Below are 18,362 nucleotides of genomic sequence, written 5' to 3' on the forward strand. Positions count from 1 at the left end.
GCTGAACACCACTATTGTTATATACGAATGCTACAACCGACATATTTTCAGCCTTCCAGTCTTCATCCAAGACGTAAGTGCTTGTTACAGTCTTTTCTTCATCCCAAGCTATGCTGAAATCTTCTCCGTCCTGTCCGTTGACAGCTGTGCGGAATACATGATTATGCACATATTGAGTATTGACAGATCCGTCTGGCATATACTGAATGTTTGTTATATTGTCTTCAGTAAGCCAAAGCTGCAGTTTACCTGTAACATCAAGCACGCCTTTTGCATTAACATTTATGGTTACGGTTCTTGTAGCCTCATCATAAGATGTTGTTGCATCAAGTGTGAGCGGAGCAGAAGCCTGCAATGCGTCACGGACAATTGTTCCCCAAGACTGATATGTGCTTGAAACCGTTTTTCTGTCAATAACGCCGGTAGGCTGTGCATCTATGCCCCATGAATTAAAATAGTAATCACCTGTTTCAGTCCACAATGGGAAAGGCTGATTAGTTACAGTCTTAGAGAACGGACCGCTATGAATACCCACAGCGATAACATTCTCTGCGCCATACTGCTCTTGCAGGCTTTCAATCATTTCTGAAGCATTCGGACAGTTAACGCAACGCTGTCCTGTGAAGTCTTCAATCAATACACGTTTCGCAACTTCTACAGGCTCCACTTCAATAAAGCGGTCGTCCTCATCAATGTTGCTACATGCCATCAGAGAAAGTGCTGCTGCACAGATGGCAAACTTATTATATATGTTATTTTTCAGCTTCATCTCTGTTTAGAAGTTATAGTTGTACGAAAGTGTTACACCTTTGCTTGCCGGAACGTAACGGCATACACCGCCTGAGCAGTTATATCCTGCACGTGTACGGCCATAGCCGAGCTGTATACGGTGTGATCCTTTGTTGAATGTTACGTATCCCTGATAGTAATGAAGGTCTGTCACGCCGCTGTTATACTCATCGGCAATTGTGAACATCCAGTTGGGAAGCACTGACAGCTCCAACAGAGCATACCACCAGTCGCCGAGGTCGTCGTCTGTAGACAAATACTGAAGTTCGCCGCGCAGAGTGAATTTATTGTTGAACTGATATTTTGCATCGGCGATGAAGATGTCTGAATGGATCATACCACCCTCACCCTCTACTATTGTCTTATTGTAGAACTGGTTCATGTACATGAGGTTGAGCTTGAACTGACGTGTCAGTTTCTTCTCAATCTGTACGTTCAAGTCCTGATAGAAAGTCTCGTCGCCCATTTTCCAGAAAGCAGAGCCATATCCGTCTGTGCCAGCTCCACCCACTACGTTAGTATCAATACCACGAATGTGAGAGAAGTTCACTTTTACGTTTGTGCCATACTTACCGCCAAGGAGTGTATGACGCTTGAACTTATAGCCAAACTCGCCCTGGAAGGCCCATTCGCCGTCAGGATTGGTTGCATAAGGATACATGGCAGCCAACGCATAAGTCTGGTCCATCGTAAATGCCGGCAGATGGTTTATGAACGATGAGGTACCGTTAATTGTTCTTTTACTGCGGAACGACATGTTGTCGCTGCGCTTTGCCTGCAGCAATACGCTCAAGCCTCTCTTTGAATAAGAAGCTGACAACATTGCCACGTTTCCTTTACGATATATATATCCGTTATCGAACGTCGGGTCTTGTGTCTTCCACGCATATTCTGCGAGAAGGCTGAAGTTTCCCTTCTGTAAATTTGCACGCACGTCAAAAGCGTTTACCGTTGTAGGCAGGTTAAGCTTGTGCGTAGCATCAACCATGACGTCTTCTTCTTTCTCGTACTTGTTTACCCATGAAGCACCGAGTGTAAGATATGTTCCGCTGTTGCTCAGGCCCTTGAACCACTGGTCGAGACCGAGTTCAACGTCTGCACCAGACACCCATGAGTCGTTGTGTGACCAATATCTGCGCTGCTTACCGCTAAGAGCCTTTATCGAAACTCCGGGCAGCGGCTTGATTGTCAGGCGTCCTCCAAGCAGAGAGTTGTCGATGCCCAGTGTGCGCTCCTCGTATGTACGGAGGATAAAGCCTGAACCGAACTGCTCGTAGAAGTTACCTAACGTAAGGTCCCAATTTTTAAAGTGTGTTTTCAGATAGAAATAAGGAACTCCCCATCCCTTGTAGTCTTTTTCGAATCCGGGTAGAGGATGTTTCAGAAATTCGAAACGTGCTCCGGCATCGATATGCTCGCTCATTACATTCACATCAGCGAATGTGTTGGTCAAAGCCCATTCATTAACTTTTTCGGTGCCAATTGCTTCATCGTCTTGCGGAATAAGGATGTCGCTCTGGATACTTCCGCTGACGGTTATCTTTTTTTCTTCTGTCTCTTGTGCCATTGCTGTCAAAGACAAAGCAGGCATAAGCAAGAGACAGAAAATTTTATTATACTTGTGCATAAGTGTCAATTATTCTATAGTCAGCACTATGTGACATTATTTGTTTACGAGCTCTCTCACTTTCTCAATGAGTTCCTGTTCAGCTCCTTCTGTGTATCCGTTGTGTTTATAAACAATATTACCATTTCCGTCAACGATCAGTGTGTAAGGAATCATCTGAATTCCAAGTGCACGCTTGAAATCGCTGTTCGGGTCAAGCAGTACTTCATACGGCCACTCATGACTGTCAACAAGAGGTTTTACCTTGTTGATGTTCTGTGCCTGGTCAATAGAAACGGCTATCACCTTTACGCCGGTCTCTTCCTGCCACTCGTCATAAACTTCGCTGATGGCAGTCAGCTCACGGTTGCAAGGCTTGCACCATGTGGCAAAGAAATCAATGATGAAAGGTTTGCCATTGTTTGACAACGTGTCTGTTCTCACTGTCTTACCATTAATGTCTTTAAGTGTTACAGACGGTAACTGCGCATTTGCAGAACACAATATTCCTAGCGCAAAAACAATTGATAATAAAAATTTTTTCATTATTAATGCAATTTTACTGTTTTAACTTGCACAAAACTAGTAATAATTTTGAAACACACCAACTTTTTTATTAGAAAAAATGCATAAAATTATTTGTTTATGATAAATATTCTGACCAAACGCCCTATTTAACAAACATTAACTATAAAGATGCAATTTTTATGCATAAATTGTTCTTTTATAGAAATGACTTAGCCGTTTTTTCTTTATTTTTTCCTTTTTTAGGCTATTGCATACCTTCGTGATAACTAAAAAGATTATATAATAACATTATGCAAAGTAAAACTATCCGGCATTTTTCGATGTGAAAACTTTGCGCCTTATACGCCCCGTTATATCATGGCAATAATTATTGCTGCTCATATTTCTGCAAATTTAAGTGTAAAACGGACATTATTCTTTTATTTTCAAACACATGACAGGTCAATAAAAAACAAAAGTCAATATTGTCATTTTAACAACAAAAAGCACCAGGCAGAAAAGCAGTAAAATGATACGGAAAAATTATCAAAACACTAAAAAAATTAACGCCCTATATATATAAATAGGTGTAAAGCCTTGATTAATATCAAGAGCTGCTGAATGGGCCTGACAATAGAGATGCTTAATAAGGGAACAAAAACACATCATGCAGCTGCATAAATACAAAGTATATCTATGTAAAAAAATCAGAAGCAAAGACGCCTGATAATGCGGCGAGAAAGAAGGCTGGCATAAGTCCGAAAAATATTTACATTTAAAGCTAAACGTAACATCTTTATGACACTGAAAATCACGTAACAATAATAAACATGTTAGAAGTTATCGAACATCCATTTGTAACTTTGCAGGCAGAAAAGCGCACATTATGTCATTTAAGTTTTGTCATGATTTTCAGGCAAAATAGAAAACAAAATTAACGGAACAGGCTTTAAAAATAAAAAATTATTTACGATGCCCATCAAAAGGGCACGTTTTATATGCCGAAACAATGCCTTTTACGACTTAAAACACGGCTTTTGAAGGCTTAAAATAATACATATTTTGGTGAAAAAACATATGTTTTAAGCCTAAAAAGGACGGGGAAAATTGCACACTTTGACACACATACGATTAAAGGCTCTAACAATCAGGAAGTTATGCTTGCACGCGTTTTCTGGCAATATTTACAGACAAAAGATTTTATTTTTGAAATAACGCAGTTTAGAAGCGTCATTAAAATCCAATATGTAAGCAAAACGCACATAACGGCAGCAATATGACTCTGATTTAAACACAAGCTATACCACAGCTGCAATGCCGTATCCGGGCTTTCGAAATAACAACATTTCATCTGCATTTATTTTGCTTTTCGAGCAGTTTGCACTATCTTTGCATTAAGTGGAAAATGGCTTTGCCTATATTGAAGGCAAAAGACTAAGCTGTTTGAAATGAAAGACTGCAATAAATACATAATATTCTGCCAGGCAATGAAAAGGCTGTTCAGAAACAAGACGGGCGTCGGAGTTTCTGAATGGCAGCTGAAGACATTGACAGGTGGAAGGAAAAAGAACATTGAGAACGCTACAAGGACGAAAGTCTTTGTTCTGGCGGCATACACGGCCGGAGAAGCTGCCGCACTGTCGGCTCACGGAATCAAGAACCTATAGAATGGAAACATTAAAAGAGAAAACAGCCAAAGGGCTGATATGGGGGCTGATGAACAATGGCTCCACGCAGATTTTAAATCTGATATTCGGCATATTCCTTGGCCGGCTGCTTACGCCGTCTGATTACGGAATGGTAGGCGTGCTGACCATATTCACCGCAATAGCCGGCAACCTGCAGAGCAGCGGATTCACTCAGGCACTGACAAACATGAAGCATCCTGAAAGCCGCGACTATAATGCGGTGTTCTGGTTCAATGTTATCGTAAGCATCAGCATCTACACCATTCTGTTCTTCTGCGCCCCGCTCATATCGCTGTTTTTCCATCAGCCAGCACTGACCGAACTGTCGCGCTTCGTCTTTCTGAGTTTTGTTATATCGTCGTTCGGCATTGCCCACGGAGCATACATGTTCAAGAACCTCATGGTAAAGGAAAACACCGTGACAGGATTTGCAGCACTGGTGACATCAGGCATAGTGGGAGTGGTGCTTGCAATAAACGGACAGTCTTACTGGAGCCTGGCATGGCAACAGATTATATATATCACCATAATCAACATAGGGCGCTATTTTTACACGCCATGGCATCCTACGCTCCACATAGACATGCGGCCAATAAAGAAGATGCTTAACTTCAGCATGAAGATTTTGCTGACGTCAATAATCAACACGCTCAACAGCAACATCCTTGTGTTCATATTCGGACGCCTCTACCCCATAAAGGCTGTGGGAAGCTTTACGCAGGCCAACAAATGGAACACCATGGCCTATTCGTTTCTCAGCGGAACGATGGCTCAGGTGGCACAGCCGGTAATGGCACAGGTTACGGGCGACAACGAGCGTGAACGCCGCGTGTTCCGCAAGATGATGCGCCTCACGGCCATGCTTTCCTTTCCTGCCATGTTCGGTCTTGCCATGGTGGCCGAAGAGTTTATCCTGCTGACCATCCACGAGCAGTGGCTAAGCAGCGTGCCGCTGCTCCGCATTCTATGCATCGGCGGAGCATTCATGCCGCTTTACACTCTGTATCAGAACCTTATGATAAGCCGCGGACGCAGTGACATATACCTGTGGTGCACCGTTGTGCAGATTGTCATACAGATAGCCATCGTCGTGGCATTCGCCAAGTTCGACATGCAGGCAATGGTATGGGCATATACAGCCGGAAACATTGTGTTTATCGGCATATGGCAGTATTTCTTAAACAAGCTTACAGGCATACGGACTATAGAGATAATGCGCGATATATGCCCGTTCATGATTTCAGCGGCTGCGGTCATGGCTGCGGTATGGCCGCTTACAGCTCCAATATCCAACCTATGGCTGCTGCTGATCTGCCGCTTTATCCTTGCCGCCGTTCTTTATCTTGCGATAATGCGACTGGCGCATGCCGAGATTCTGAATGAAGCTATCGAGTTTGTCAAGAACAGGAAAAAGCGATAAAGACGATAAGCCCAAATCGGCCATTAGGACTCGGTCGGGATTTTTGCTTTTTATTGAATGGATTATCGTTTGATTGCGGCTATGTCAAGAAAAGCAGACTAAAATACGGATGAAAGCATGAATGCACAAAATATATAAAATAATGTGCTGTTTAATAACAGATTGGTGTCTAGACTAAAAGAAACGGCTGCATATCTTTCGCGCCGTGAGATATGCGAAATTGGCTATACTGAAAGGGCAACGCCCACGGAACATTGCGGCAAGCATCTTGAACAGCGGTCCTGACGGACGATAAGGCAGAAGGCCGTAAGCCTCGTCAAAGCTATATCCGTCAGTGCGCACACAACGCAAGGCATTGATCATGCCCAGCTGCAAAGGCACGGCATACACGCGGCGCGAGTCGTTCTCTGTAAAGAAATCAAGCACTATGCGGTTTGCCTTCAAATATGAGCGAAGATGTCGTTCCGAACGTGTATGTGTATAAGAAGCCGTGTTTTCGTCGCTGTAATAATAAACAACATCGTTGATAAACGAGCGCTTGGCGTAGAACATCAGCCTCGTCATTATAGAATAATCCTCGCTATAGTCCACTCCCGGCACAAGGGTTATGCCGTGGTCGGCATACAGACTGCGGCGGAAGAGCCGTCCCCACATGCGGTTTGACACGATGTTCTGGCACAGCATAAGCGAGAGATAACGCTTTGTATCATGAGTCTGGCATGGAAGCACCGGCTCAGACAGTCCTGCCGACGTGAAGCGCTGCCACGCCCCGTCTACCACATCGGCACCGCTGCGCTCCATCTCGGCGCACAACAGCTCTACAGCCCGCGGGGGCATATAGTCGTCGCTGTCGGCATGCATGATACATTCGCCTGTTGCGGCAGCAATGGCCACGGCACGCGTAGCACCCACTCCGCGGTTCACCTCATTGTCTATTATGCGCACCTGCGGCGCACGATCAGGATAACGTTCTATGACTGAGCGCAAGATGCTTATGCTGCGGTCTGGAGTACAGTCGTTTACAAACACATACTCCATGTCACGATGTGTCTGCTCGAACAGCGAAACAGCACAACGCTCAATATACTTTTCCACCCCGTAGACGGGCACAAGCACTGATACCTTCATAAAATCTCTTGCGTTAAGCGTTAAACCAACCTTACAGCCAGACCGTTATCCTCACAGGCTGCTGCCGTTTATCCCAGCAGATAGCCTGCAAGCAGAGTGCCGTTATATGCCCAAAGCCACAGCGTAAGCACAACGAGCAGCACGCGCAGCCATGTTCTGAATCTTCCGTTCTCAGCCTGTTTCACCACAAATGCCATTGCCATAGGCATTACAAACAGCCAGTGGGCACCCATTATATACACTTCGTTGATGCCGAAGCCAAGTCCCATGTGCAGGAACATGTCGAAAGCAAAGCCGCCCAAAGCCATCCAAAGGAAGCGCGAACGGCGTCCGCACCATATTCCGCCGATAAACAGCAGAACAATGACAGCCTCAACCACGTAGTTGATAATCCAGCTGTAAGGCACTATCACCGGCCTGCTGCGCAGCGTATCCTGCAGCAGATGCTGGTCGTGCAGCTGTATAGACTCGCCAAAAAGGTTCTCTACAGCCGTTTCAGAGCGCGATGTAGAAATGTCTGTCCACTTGATAAATTCGCCCTTGCCCATCGGCTTGCCGGTATGCTTGTTCCATGCCTTCTGGTGGTCTTTCACATATTTTGCCTTCACACGCTTGTTCATCTCCTTTGCAAAGGCTTTTTTTATCTCGGCACTGTCCTTCAGCGACGTTGTGTCGGCAAATGCATTGAACAGTTTCTGACGTGTCTCGGCACTCTTTTTCAGCCGTGCTTCGTGGCGTGCCTTTTCTTTAGGCAATACGAAAGTGCGGTATTCCCATCGTGCAAAAAACCATATAAGGGCTGAAGGCAGCAGCACGGCAAGCAGCAGATACTTGATGCGGAAAAACTTCTTTCCGTTGGTAAAGAGCGCATATATGAATATCTTCACGCCGTTGCTAAGCGTCACTCCGGCCGTAACAAAGAACAGCAATACCGTCTGCCAGATGCTTAACCTTGTGCCGTTCTGCATTTTCAGGCCTGATATATACAACGCGAACACAAGCAGGAACATCGACACGCAGAAATGATCGGGCACTACGGCTGCAATCATGACATACGCAAACGAGAACAGCATGGCCGAAAGCACCGTGGCCTCAAAACGCCGTATCTTTATTATGTCGCGGAAGATGCGGAAGATGAATATAAACGAATAGAATGCAAAGAACAGGAGCGGAACAGCCACTATAAACTGCACAAGGTTTAGTCCTGTCATATCCATCAGCCAGCCGTCGAGCAAGGACAGCGGCCATACCATGAACGAAAGGAACGGATGGCGGTAAACATTATAGTTGGCTTCCCAATACGTAACCATAGAATAGGTTATCGGGTCGAAGCCTGACACTACAAAGTTCTTTATAAATATATTCCAATGCGCCCCGCCTGTATGCAGAAACGTATTGAAGGTCTTGCTTATCATCATTGCGTGCAGAGCAATCAGCACACAGAGAGCGCAGACCGACGCGGCCATTTCCTCGCGCCTTATTTTAAACATTCTGAAAAATTTCTTCATATCGTTTGTTTATATTTTCTAAAATCCAAAATCCCTGACAGCCTAATGTCCCTCATTGCGTCAGCCAAGCATCAAGCCAATCTGTCAGGCATGCCGGTCTATTCGCGGCAGTCTCACCGCCACGAAAGCGTCAAAGGCTATTTTCTGAAAGGTTTATAGTGGCTTTCGTTGGCAAAGTCAAGCAGTTCGAAGTCGCCCCTGCTGTCGCCATAAGCCGCAAGCCAATAGCTATTACGACCGGGATAAAGCTGTATCAGGCGTCTCACTTTCTCTTCGCCATAGCAGTTTTTTGAGATAAAACGCCCCGTAACAACCCCGTCGCGCTCCTCTATCATGGTGCCGATGACCGTCACGCCGTCAAGTCCGGCAAAGAACGGTTCCACCCAGTTGTTTATACTCGCGCTTACAATAACCACCTTGCAGCCTTCCTCAAGCACCTCGTTAATCTTCTGTATGCCCTTTGGCCGCAATAAAGAAATGTTCTCACTCGCAAAGCGCACGCACCATTTGTTGAACTCGTCGAGTTTCATCCCTCCGAAGCAATGGGCAAAGACTTTCTGCTTTACCTTCCAGTTGGGATAAAGGGCAAGCTTCATCAGCAACAGCAACGGCAGATAGCGCAGCATGCAAAGAAAGAAAGCCTTGTCGCCACGGACGAACCTTATAAACTCCAGAAGGGTGTCGCGGTTGGTCAGTGTGCCGTCGAAATCAAAGGCGTGTATCTTTAAAGAACTGTCCATAATCTAAATCACAAGAAATGCTTTATACGCTTAAATCAGCTATTGTCCTTACTTTATTACATATATCAGCACAAGGAACGTAAGCGCCCATAGCAGCACCACGAACTGCGTGAACCTGTCGCGGAGCATCATCTTTGTAGGGTCGCCGCTCCTCTTGTCAACAACGGTTATCTGTATGTAGCGCAACAGTCCGAGCAGCACGAAAACAGAAGTGAGATAAAGCAGGTCTGAATGGAAACGGTTAACCACCTCGGGCGACACGGTGTACATTATATAGCATACAAGCGTCACCGACGCCGTGATGGTTATTGCCTGATTTATGAAGGTAAGGTTATACCTTATTGTATTCTTTCTCGGCGGCTCTCCCGTCTCGTTCATGCGCAGCACATCGTCGCGTCGCTTGGCAAACGAGAGGAAAAGAGTGAGCAGGAAGGTCATCAGCACGAGCCACTTGCTCAAGGCTATGTCCGTGGCAAAACCTCCGGCAAGCACGCGCAGCACAAAACCGAAAGCTATGATGCAGACATCTACAATGGCATACTGCTTCAACTTAGAACAATAAAGGATGTTCAGAATATAATAAATAAGGATTACCAGTCCCACATTTATAACATGACTGTATGTATCGAGCAGACACACCGTTCCTACCGACAGCAGAAACATGAGAGCCATAAGGGCCCAGGCGCTCCTGACGCTTATGGCGCCAGATGCTATTGGACGCTTGCACTTAACGGGATGGCGGCGGTCGGCCTCAACGTCGATAATGTCGTTGAAGCAATAGACCGACGACGCAATGAAACTGAATGCAAAGAACGTTACGACCGATGCCCTTATGTCAGACGGGTCGAGCAGACTGCCGCCGAAGAACATGGGTATCATCACGAACACATTCTTTAGCCACTGGTGCGGACGTATCAGTTTTAACAGATTACTTTTCATTACTTCTCGTTTTTAATTTCATTTTGCCGACCAGGCCGAAGGCTTGCTTTCCCTGCAGGGCCATATGCCTCAGGCCGCCCGGTCAGTGCCATGCATTATCAATATCCGTCACATGCCGTTGCCCGCTATATGTTCTTCGGCAAGAATCCTATCACGAACGAAACAAGTCGGTGCAACAGCCACGCAAGTACAAGAGAAACGGCTATCATGATAAGAGCCGTAAGACAGTAACCCAGCTTGTAGGGGGTTATGTATTTCATGACAAACTGTATGTGGATGAGATAAAGCTCAAGGCTTACCGTGCCCACAAAGGCAAGTGCCCGGCAGATAATGGCGGGCGTATGGCACAGCAGCTTCACAAGCAGCAATATCATCGACACGGTGAGCGGAATGTAGACCATGCGCTCAAGGAACAGCGGGAAACGGCCGCGCCACGACTCCTCGAGCTCCACACACATGGCCAGACTCATGACAAAAATCAGCAGCACGAGCCACAGCGACGAGCCGTCGAGGCTGCGTCCGCCCTTTACGAGCGCGCCGCAGTTGATGCCGATAAGAAATATAGGTATGCGGCTGAAGAATATCTCCACATGTCCTACAGCCTTATGCACAGGCGGATAATACTGCACCATGACGGCAAGCACCATAGCGGCCACCGCAAGCCAACGGTATTCGGGATGCTTCTCTATGAGTTTCATGTATGCCGGGGCAAAGGTGTACATCATCATTATGGCAGGGATAAACCAGAACGTCAGGTCGTCAATGCGCCAGAAGCTCCAGTTTATCAGGATGTTTGCAACGAGGTCGGGCACGTTGCGGCTGTAGCCTCCGCCGGGAGTGTTGATAAACGCCGGAATGTAATACAGGCAGGCCATAAGTATCCATGCCGGATAGATGCGTATGTAGCGGCGCCAGAAAAAGTTTTTCAGCGTGGGTTTCTTGCTCCATGCATACCAAAGGCCTATGCCGCTGAGAAAGAGGAACATGTCAACGCCCACGTTTCCGCATCTCACAAAGCCGTACATCGGATTGCTCTTGGGCATCCACACATGGAACAGCATGACAAATATCATGGCCAGTCCCATCAGTTCGCTGCGGTAGCGGCTTATGTCCGAAAGGTTTATGGCTTTTATCATATCTTCAGCTTTGGTTTTGGAATATAGCGGAACATCAGCTTAAACAGCCATGCCAGAAGTATCGACGCAACGATATACGTGATCAGTCCGGTGTAGATGTATCCGCGGTAAGACATCTTTATAATTATCTCGCGCGTGATGGGGTGCATCACGAACAGCGCCGACGATATGGCACCGAACCATACGCACGGGGCAAGCGCCTTGTCAGGTATCAGTTTCATAGTGGCAACGGCTCCGGTTACGATGAACAGCGGCACAAACAGCCACGACCAGAAATAGAAGCTGCCTATGAACACGATGAATGCCGACACCACTACTATGGTGAGATTTATCGGCAAGGGCAGGTTGCGGCCGTGGCGGGCATAGAGAATGCCGGCACCAAAGGGCAACACGCCGCCAATAAAGTTGTAGCGTATGCGGTTGAGAATCTCGCCTCCCTCATCGACTGACGGCGGAAACAATGCCTGTACAGCCGTGCAAAGCACTATCAGAGCCAACGTAACAGCCGAACTGCGGCGATAGAGCACAAGACGGTAGACGATGTAGAGCTGAAGCATGAGTCCGAAATACCAGTAAGGCCCTGGCTTTATGATGTGGTCGGGGTCGGGCATCAGGTTGATATACATCAGCAGCTGGGCTATGACGCGGCCCACGGTGTAGCCGTGATAGCCGTGCGGATGGAGATAGCTCACCACGGCAAAGCCTATATAGCCAAGGAACATAAGGCGCAGCAGCTTGGCATAATGGAAGCCGATGAAGGGCAGCGCCCTTACTCTCGTCGGCGTGCTGCGCTCATACTTGTAGACGAGGCCGAAGCCGCTGATAAACAGAAACACGGGCACTCCGTAGTGTCCGAAGAACGACATAAAGTGTATAAACAGGTTGTCGTCGAGCGTCAGCATGCGCTCAAGCAGCTGTCTCGGCTTAGATGCCGTGAAGGTGTATTCGTTCTCCTTTACGGCAAAGCCCAGAAAGTGGCAGTAGTTGTGAAGAATTATTCCCAGTATGGCTATGCCCCTGAGGGCCTTCGACTCAGCCATGCTCAGCAGTTCTTTTTTCATTGTCTTAAGTTATTTTTGTCACGGCGCCATTGCCGCGCTGCCCGCACCTCACCGGTTGCGGCGTCCTGCGCGTCAGTCTTCAACGCCGAGTTTGTCATAGTCGGTAGTGTTCTTTAACATTCTTGGTCTCTTTTCGTTATACCCGTCGCTCAGCACGTTCAGGTCGTCGCGATAGTGGGGCGAGCTTATGCCGCCCAGATACAGCAGCAGATGCGGCAGCGCGTCGGTCATGTAGCGACGGTTTTTGGCCTTCACTATGTCGTTGAACAGCGCCGGATGACCAACCATAAAGCTGTGTGAGCACCATATCCAGAACGGAATGTCGAACTCCTCGCGTGCCAGGCGCGCCGTTATCTCGGTAGAGTGCATGCGGCCGTAGAAGTGTACGTCGCCCTCATAGCACTCCTCGCCATGGTCGGGCACATACACCACGATGGCGTCTTCGTCCTCGAAGCGCTTAATTATCTGGTCGACAATCGAGTCGTTATACAATATTGCGTTGTCGTAGTCGGCAAGCACGCGCAGCTCTTTCTGCTTGAGCTCGGGCCTGTCGTAGTCTTCCGGATTAAAGTGTCTGCGGTCTCTCGGGAAGCGCGTGCGATAGTCAACGTGCTGCCCCTTCAGATGGAATATTATCAGGTTGTTCTCTCCGTTGTTGCGCTGCAGCCTGTCATAGTCGCCCAGCAGTCCGTCGTCGTACCGATATAGTCTCGTGTTGCGCGTGTCGAACATGGCGTGGCTCAGCTGCGGATTGTTCAGGAAGAAGCCGCCGCTGAAGTCGTAGACAGCCTCCTTAGCCTGAGGCAGAAACTGGTTGGTAAGGAACGTTACATGATATCCTGCCTTGCGGAACAGCTCGGGGAACAGCGGATAGTCGCACCATTCGCCTTTGTCGCCCACTGTATAGAGCGAGAAGAGAGCCTTGAACACAAAGCTCGTAAGATTCCACGGCGCCACAACGTCGCTGAACGGTATCAGCTCGCCCTTCTGAGCGCGTGCCTCCTGTCTTGGCGTGGTGTCTTTATGGTATCCGTACAGTCCGGCATGATGGCGGTTGTAGCTCTCGCCTATTATCAGTACGATATTCTTGCTGCGGAACGAGCAGCTGTCCACCTTTGCCTTGTCGATATTTTCCACCAGGGTCTTCACCTGCTTGGCCGTAAGTTCGTTGGCATATATACTGAACACAAGGCGGTAGCCGGGCAGATACAGCTGGGCTTTCTCCTTCTTGGTCAGTTCATGCTCCACCTGCCCTATGTTGTCGTAGGACATCAGGCGCACAAAGGCCGTCTTGTCGGCAAAACACTTGACCGTGCTGACCACGAACATCACAAGGAACAGCAGTCCGAGCCACGGCTCAGCCATGCGCCACCATCCGGGCACGCCTAAAGCCATGCCGGTCTTGGCCTCCAGCCAGGCCTTGCACTTGGGGCGGTTGTGCCATATCAGCACCCATGCCACATGGGCAAGCAGCACTAGCAGCACCCAGCCCAGACGGCTGAACACCACGGAGCCCGTGAGATACGACTCGAGAAACTCTGCCGCCTCGCGGCTGTCGGTCTCGCCCACAAGCAGCAGCATCGTGGGGGTTATCGTCGTGTCGAACTTCACGAAGCAATAGACGTCGACAAGCACTATCATGTAAAAGAATACGTAGATAAAACGCTTCAGCCACTTGGCCACGCTGCGCGGCAAGAGCCACAGCACAACGCAGATTATGCTCACATCGAAGAACAGCTCGTAGGGCGCAAGCGGCCATGCGTGATATCCGCGCTTGTCGGGCACTACGGCATAAGTGCACACGATGCCGAGCACATACATGAATACAAAGAAAGCGGCATTGCCTTTTATCGGCTTGAAGATATTGGTGAACACACGTCCTGCCAGATTCAGTATTTTCATCAAATTCTAAATATTTTTGGCAAAATTACATCTTTTTATTGTATCTGCAATGCAAATGCACCGCAAATCGAATGCGGCAAAGATAAATCACACATATTTTATTATATTATATACGTTTAATGCGCAAAAGAATGAAACGCAACGGCGCAAATAACTAAAAAAGCATAAAAAATGTTTTGTAATGTAACATAAACATTGTACCTTTGCGACTTCTTTAAAACAAATAACATTTCAGAATAACAACAAATCAGAACAAATGGAACCTTTTGCATTCAGGCCGCGCCTGCTGTCAACGCTGAAAAGCTATAACCGCAAGACGCTGATGGCAGACATCATGGCCGGAGTAATAGTAGGCATTGTGGCCCTGCCGCTCGCCATAGCCTTCGGTATAGCGTCGGGCGTAACTCCCGAGCAGGGCATAATAACCGCCATCGTGGCCGGACTTATCGTGTCGGTGTTTGGCGGAAGCAAGGTGCAGATAGGCGGACCCACGGGCGCCTTCATCATCATCATCTACGGCATAATACAGCAGTACGGCATGGAGGGTCTTGCCATAGCCACGCTCATGGCCGGCGCATTCCTCATCCTGTTCGGCCTGCTGCGCCTCGGAGTAATCATCAAGTATATACCCTACCCCATCATAGTGGGCTTCACGAGCGGAATAGCCGTAACCATATTCACCACGCAGATAAAAGACCTGCTGGGCCTTAGCATAACAGATGTGCCCGCCGACTTCATCGAGAAGTGGGGCGCCTACGCCGCCAACATAAGCACCATTGACATGTGGAGCGCCATTATCGGCGTGGCAAGTGTGCTGCTGATAGCCGTAACGCCGCGCTTCAGCAAGAAGATTCCCGGCTCGCTGATAGCCATAATCGTGATGACGGTGGCGGCGCTGCTGCTGAAAAACTTTGCCGGTGTGACGTCGATAGAGACCATAGGCGACAGATTCTCGATAAGCAGCGAACTGCCTGACGCACAGGTGCCGCAGATGACATGGGAGACAATAAAGAGCCTCGTGTCGCCGGCATTCACCATAGCCATACTTGGAGCCATAGAGTCGCTGCTGTCGGCAACAGTGGCAGACGGTGTAACTGGCGACCATCACGACTCTAACACCGAGCTTATAGCCCAGGGAATTGCCAACCTGGCATCGCCGCTGTTTGGCGGAATACCGGCAACGGGAGCCATAGCGCGCACGATGACCAATATCAACAACGGCGGACGCACGCCCGTGGCGGGCATCATACACGCTGCCGTGCTCATGCTGATATTCCTCTTCCTCATGCCGCTGGCGCAGTATATCCCCATGGCCTGCCTGGCAGGAGTGCTGGTGATAGTGTCATACGGCATGTCTGGATGGCGCTCGTTCACAGAGCTTATGAAGAATCCCAAGAGCGATGTGGCAGTGCTGCTGATAACGTTCTTCCTCACCATAATATTCGACCTCACCATAGCCATCGAGGTGGGCCTGCTCATAGCCTGCCTGCTGTTTATGAAGCGCATGGCCGAAACCACTGACGTAAAGGTGATTATGGACGAGATTGACCCCAACGACGAGCTTGACATCGAGCAGGGTAACCTTGAGCACCTCACTATACCCAAAGGCGTGGAGGTGTACGAAATTAACGGTCCTTATTTCTTCGGAGCCGGTAACAAGTTTGAGGAGGTGATGGCCGTGTTCGGCGACCGTCCTGTTGTGAGGGTGATACGCATGAGGAAGGTGCCCTTTGTCGACTCAACGGGAATACACAATCTGAAGAATCTCTGTATAATGAGCCGCAAGGAAGGCATCGAGATAGTGCTGTCGGGCGTAAACAGCAATGTCCGGGCCGTACTCGAAAGGTCTGGCTTCAACGAGCTTATAGGCAAGGAGAACATCTGCGACCACATAAGCACTGCCCTCAAACGTTCAAAAGAGATTATCGGAGAGAACGCGTAAGTGAAAGTGAAAAACGAACAGTGAAAAGTGAAAAATCCAAATGTTTTGTGGCTTCTGATCAACCACTCAGCATTTGGATTTTTCACTTTTATTTTTTAATTTTCATTGCGCTCTACCCTGTTTTTTCTATTAAGTTCCGATAATGCAACCTTAATATCTTCACTTTCGCAACCGGGACATAGGAAGCAAGCGGATTGAAAAATCCTGATACGCCATTCCGGCAGATTACAAATCAGCCGGAACAATAGTCTTGCTGCTACATATCCGTAAGCACAGAGACATAGGAAGCAAGCGAATTGAAAAATCCTGATAATTAATTCCGGCAGATTAATTTTATTGATTGTCTGTAACCACGGAAGCAACAAGACTATTGTTCTGTCGGATATGCTATCCGACAGCATTAAGTATCAGGATCTGTGATCTGAAATTCATACCTATTAATCAAAAAAATAGGAAGCTCCGGCAGATTACAAATCAGCCGGCACATTAGTCTTGCTAGTACATATCCGTAAGCACGGATAGCGGGAGAGTTGCTGTGGTGTTGCCGTGAAGCATTATTTGTTTTGATAATGCACGATTTTGTGGGACGGGATACGAAAAGAATGTAAGAATAGCAGATTGCCAGCAGATATTTTGTATATTTGCCTATGGAAATCAAGAGGTTAATAAAGACATCTGATAAAATTAAATGTTCAAATATGAAAACCATAATCACTGTTATTTTACTTGGTGCAATTTCTCTTGGTCTACATGCCCAGAATTTTACGCTTAAAGGGCATTTTACAGACATTGCGGATGATACTTTGCTGATAGAATATGTCAGGCGTGAACCTGACAAAAGAGTGGTGAGTGAAAGAATCCCTGTTGACTCAAACGGATTTTTTAATTACAGTTGCAACATTAAGTGGGCGTACAATGCTGAGTTGACAGTTAAATCAAACGGCTACAAGTCGCATATATTTCTTGTTCCCGACGAAAGTGCGGAAATAGATGGACCATGCGCATATTGGAAGATTAATGGCACGGCGTTCTATCAGAGGATGGACAGCATAAACCAAATGCTGCAGCCATTTTACAAAGAGTTTGACGCCGCTAAATCAGAATATGACAAGGGCATGGCCGACGGACTCGACAAAGCCGTGCTGGACAGCATAAAGAAAGCTGCCAACATGGATATAAACAAAAGGATGTGGAAAGTAACGCATCAGTATATAACGGAGCATCCGAACGATGAAATTTCGGCCGCCATCCTCCTTTCTCAAGACTATACGGACATCTTACCTGCCATAAGGATGCTGTCTCCGGAAGTGCGCAACGGGCGTTTCAGAAACTACATAGACATAATAGACAATATGTTTTCAAGGCTTGACAAGGAAATAAAGGCGAAAAAATCAGAAAAATTAAAGTTGCAGGAAGGCAAGCTTGTGCCCGACTTTACGTTGAAAGATATAGACGGCGAAGATTTCAGCCTTCATTCCATTTTAGGCAAAGGCAAATATATTGTTGTTGATTTCTGGGGTTCCTGGTGCTCTTGGTGCATAAAGGGATTTCCGAAAATGAAAGAATACTATGACAGGTTCAGGGACAAGTTAGAGATAGTAGGTGTGGCCTGCTATGACAAGGAAGATAAGTGGAAAGCTTCCGTAAGAAAGAACAATGCGCCGTGGATACATGTGTTCTCACCCGACGGCAAAACAGAAGTACGCTTCGGCGTGACAGCCTATCCCTATAAGGTTGTTGTCTCACCGGACGGAAAGGTAATAAAATGCTTCACGGGCGAGACAGATGAATTCTACAATATGCTTGATGATGTGCTAAAGTGATTCGGAGTCATGCCGTGTAAAGCGGGCACACCGCATCATGGCCATGAATGTGACGGACTGCGAAAGGCAAGGCAGGCCGTGTATAAGTAGGGCGCGCCTTGTTTGCGTCATGATGCCGTACAAAAAAATCAGCCGGCACAATAGTCTTGCTGCTACATATCCATAAGCACGGA

General features: G+C 47.5%; 14 protein-coding genes. 4 read left to right on the forward strand and 10 right to left on the reverse strand.

Annotation, left to right across the window (positions count from 1 at the left end):
• From QVO66_RS12080 to QVO66_RS12090, 3 genes are all read right to left on the reverse strand, one after another.
• The coding region (locus QVO66_RS12080; protein ID WP_288172865.1) for an Omp28 family outer membrane lipoprotein at window positions 1-769 on the reverse strand (769 nt) is incomplete at its 3' end.
• A gap of 6 nt (window positions 770-775) precedes the next feature.
• Window positions 776-2,416, reverse strand: coding sequence for a DUF6029 family protein (locus tag QVO66_RS12085; RefSeq protein WP_021855749.1), 1,641 nt, complete (start codon window positions 2,414-2,416; stop codon window positions 776-778).
• Between the two features lie 36 nt (window positions 2,417-2,452).
• Complete coding sequence (locus QVO66_RS12090) at window positions 2,453-2,941, reverse strand: TlpA family protein disulfide reductase (protein WP_021855750.1); 489 nt, start codon at window positions 2,939-2,941, stop codon at window positions 2,453-2,455.
• Between the two features lie 1,409 nt (window positions 2,942-4,350).
• Between QVO66_RS12090 and QVO66_RS12095 the strand changes: the two genes are divergently transcribed.
• Both QVO66_RS12095 and QVO66_RS12100 read left to right on the forward strand, forming a co-directional pair.
• The gene (locus tag QVO66_RS12095; RefSeq protein WP_021855752.1) at window positions 4,351-4,569 is read left to right on the forward strand and encodes a hypothetical protein; all 219 of its coding nucleotides are present in this window, start codon (window positions 4,351-4,353) and stop codon (window positions 4,567-4,569) included.
• 1 nt (window position 4,570) lies between these two features.
• The gene (locus tag QVO66_RS12100; protein WP_021855753.1) at window positions 4,571-6,010 is read left to right on the forward strand and encodes a lipopolysaccharide biosynthesis protein; all 1,440 of its coding nucleotides are present in this window, start codon (window positions 4,571-4,573) and stop codon (window positions 6,008-6,010) included.
• A 174-nt stretch (window positions 6,011-6,184) separates the two neighbouring features.
• Here the strand turns inward: QVO66_RS12100 and QVO66_RS12105 are convergent, their stop codons facing one another.
• From QVO66_RS12105 to QVO66_RS12135, 7 genes are all read right to left on the reverse strand, one after another.
• The gene (locus tag QVO66_RS12105) at window positions 6,185-7,138 is read right to left on the reverse strand and encodes a glycosyltransferase family 2 protein (RefSeq protein WP_021855754.1); all 954 of its coding nucleotides are present in this window, start codon (window positions 7,136-7,138) and stop codon (window positions 6,185-6,187) included.
• A gap of 68 nt (window positions 7,139-7,206) precedes the next feature.
• On the reverse strand, window positions 7,207-8,646 hold the full coding sequence (locus QVO66_RS12110) for a DUF6080 domain-containing protein (RefSeq protein WP_021855755.1): 1,440 nt from the start codon (window positions 8,644-8,646) through the stop codon (window positions 7,207-7,209).
• Window positions 8,647-8,783: 137 nt separating this feature from the next.
• Window positions 8,784-9,386 (reverse strand): HAD family hydrolase, encoded by a 603-nt coding sequence (locus tag QVO66_RS12115; RefSeq protein WP_021855756.1) that lies wholly within the window; start codon window positions 9,384-9,386, stop codon window positions 8,784-8,786.
• Window positions 9,387-9,434: 48 nt separating this feature from the next.
• Entirely contained in the window at window positions 9,435-10,325 is an 891-nt protein-coding gene (locus tag QVO66_RS12120; RefSeq protein ID WP_021855757.1) for a decaprenyl-phosphate phosphoribosyltransferase, read from the reverse strand.
• Window positions 10,326-10,450: 125 nt separating this feature from the next.
• Window positions 10,451-11,461 (reverse strand): acyltransferase family protein, encoded by a 1,011-nt coding sequence (locus QVO66_RS12125; RefSeq protein WP_021855758.1) that lies wholly within the window; start codon window positions 11,459-11,461, stop codon window positions 10,451-10,453.
• Window positions 11,458-12,522, reverse strand: coding sequence for an acyltransferase family protein (locus QVO66_RS12130; protein WP_021855759.1), 1,065 nt, complete (start codon window positions 12,520-12,522; stop codon window positions 11,458-11,460). Before QVO66_RS12130 ends, QVO66_RS12125 begins: the two co-directional genes overlap by 4 nt.
• Window positions 12,523-12,594: 72 nt before the next feature.
• Window positions 12,595-14,424, reverse strand: a complete 1,830-nt coding sequence (locus tag QVO66_RS12135; protein ID WP_021855760.1) for a sulfatase-like hydrolase/transferase — start codon at window positions 14,422-14,424, stop codon at window positions 12,595-12,597.
• 256 nt (window positions 14,425-14,680) lie between these two features.
• Between QVO66_RS12135 and QVO66_RS12140 the strand changes: the two genes are divergently transcribed.
• Both QVO66_RS12140 and QVO66_RS12145 read left to right on the forward strand, forming a co-directional pair.
• Entirely contained in the window at window positions 14,681-16,366 is a 1,686-nt protein-coding gene (locus tag QVO66_RS12140) for a SulP family inorganic anion transporter (RefSeq protein ID WP_021855761.1), read from the forward strand.
• Between the two features lie 698 nt (window positions 16,367-17,064).
• Entirely contained in the window at window positions 17,065-18,189 is a 1,125-nt protein-coding gene (locus tag QVO66_RS12145; protein ID WP_021855762.1) for a TlpA family protein disulfide reductase, read from the forward strand.
• Window positions 18,190-18,362 lie beyond the last annotated feature (173 nt).

The sequence above is a fragment of the Prevotella sp. CAG:255 genome (genome assembly GCF_000431195.1).
GTDB lineage: Bacteria > Bacteroidota > Bacteroidia > Bacteroidales > Bacteroidaceae > Prevotella > Prevotella rara.

Excerpts from the sequence above, each read along its gene's own strand:
- QVO66_RS12135 (WP_021855760.1), bottom strand. The coding sequence starts at position 14,424 with ATGAAAATACTGAATCTGGCAGGACGTGTGTTCACCAATATCTTCAAG.
- QVO66_RS12090 (WP_021855750.1), bottom strand. The coding sequence starts at position 2,941 with ATGAAAAAATTTTTATTATCAATTGTTTTTGCGCTAGGAATATTGTGT.
- QVO66_RS12145 (WP_021855762.1), top strand. The coding sequence starts at position 17,065 with ATGAAAACCATAATCACTGTTATTTTACTTGGTGCAATTTCTCTTGGT.
- QVO66_RS12100 (WP_021855753.1), top strand. The coding sequence starts at position 4,571 with ATGGAAACATTAAAAGAGAAAACAGCCAAAGGGCTGATATGGGGGCTG.
- QVO66_RS12095 (WP_021855752.1), top strand. The coding sequence starts at position 4,351 with ATGAAAGACTGCAATAAATACATAATATTCTGCCAGGCAATGAAAAGG.
- QVO66_RS12140 (WP_021855761.1), top strand. The coding sequence starts at position 14,681 with ATGGAACCTTTTGCATTCAGGCCGCGCCTGCTGTCAACGCTGAAAAGC.
- QVO66_RS12105 (WP_021855754.1), bottom strand. The coding sequence starts at position 7,138 with ATGAAGGTATCAGTGCTTGTGCCCGTCTACGGGGTGGAAAAGTATATT.
- QVO66_RS12115 (WP_021855756.1), bottom strand. The coding sequence starts at position 9,386 with ATGGACAGTTCTTTAAAGATACACGCCTTTGATTTCGACGGCACACTG.
- QVO66_RS12110 (WP_021855755.1), bottom strand. The coding sequence starts at position 8,646 with ATGAAGAAATTTTTCAGAATGTTTAAAATAAGGCGCGAGGAAATGGCC.
- QVO66_RS12120 (WP_021855757.1), bottom strand. The coding sequence starts at position 10,325 with ATGAAAAGTAATCTGTTAAAACTGATACGTCCGCACCAGTGGCTAAAG.
- QVO66_RS12130 (WP_021855759.1), bottom strand. The coding sequence starts at position 12,522 with ATGAAAAAAGAACTGCTGAGCATGGCTGAGTCGAAGGCCCTCAGGGGC.
- QVO66_RS12125 (WP_021855758.1), bottom strand. The coding sequence starts at position 11,461 with ATGATAAAAGCCATAAACCTTTCGGACATAAGCCGCTACCGCAGCGAA.
- QVO66_RS12085 (WP_021855749.1), bottom strand. The coding sequence starts at position 2,416 with ATGCACAAGTATAATAAAATTTTCTGTCTCTTGCTTATGCCTGCTTTG.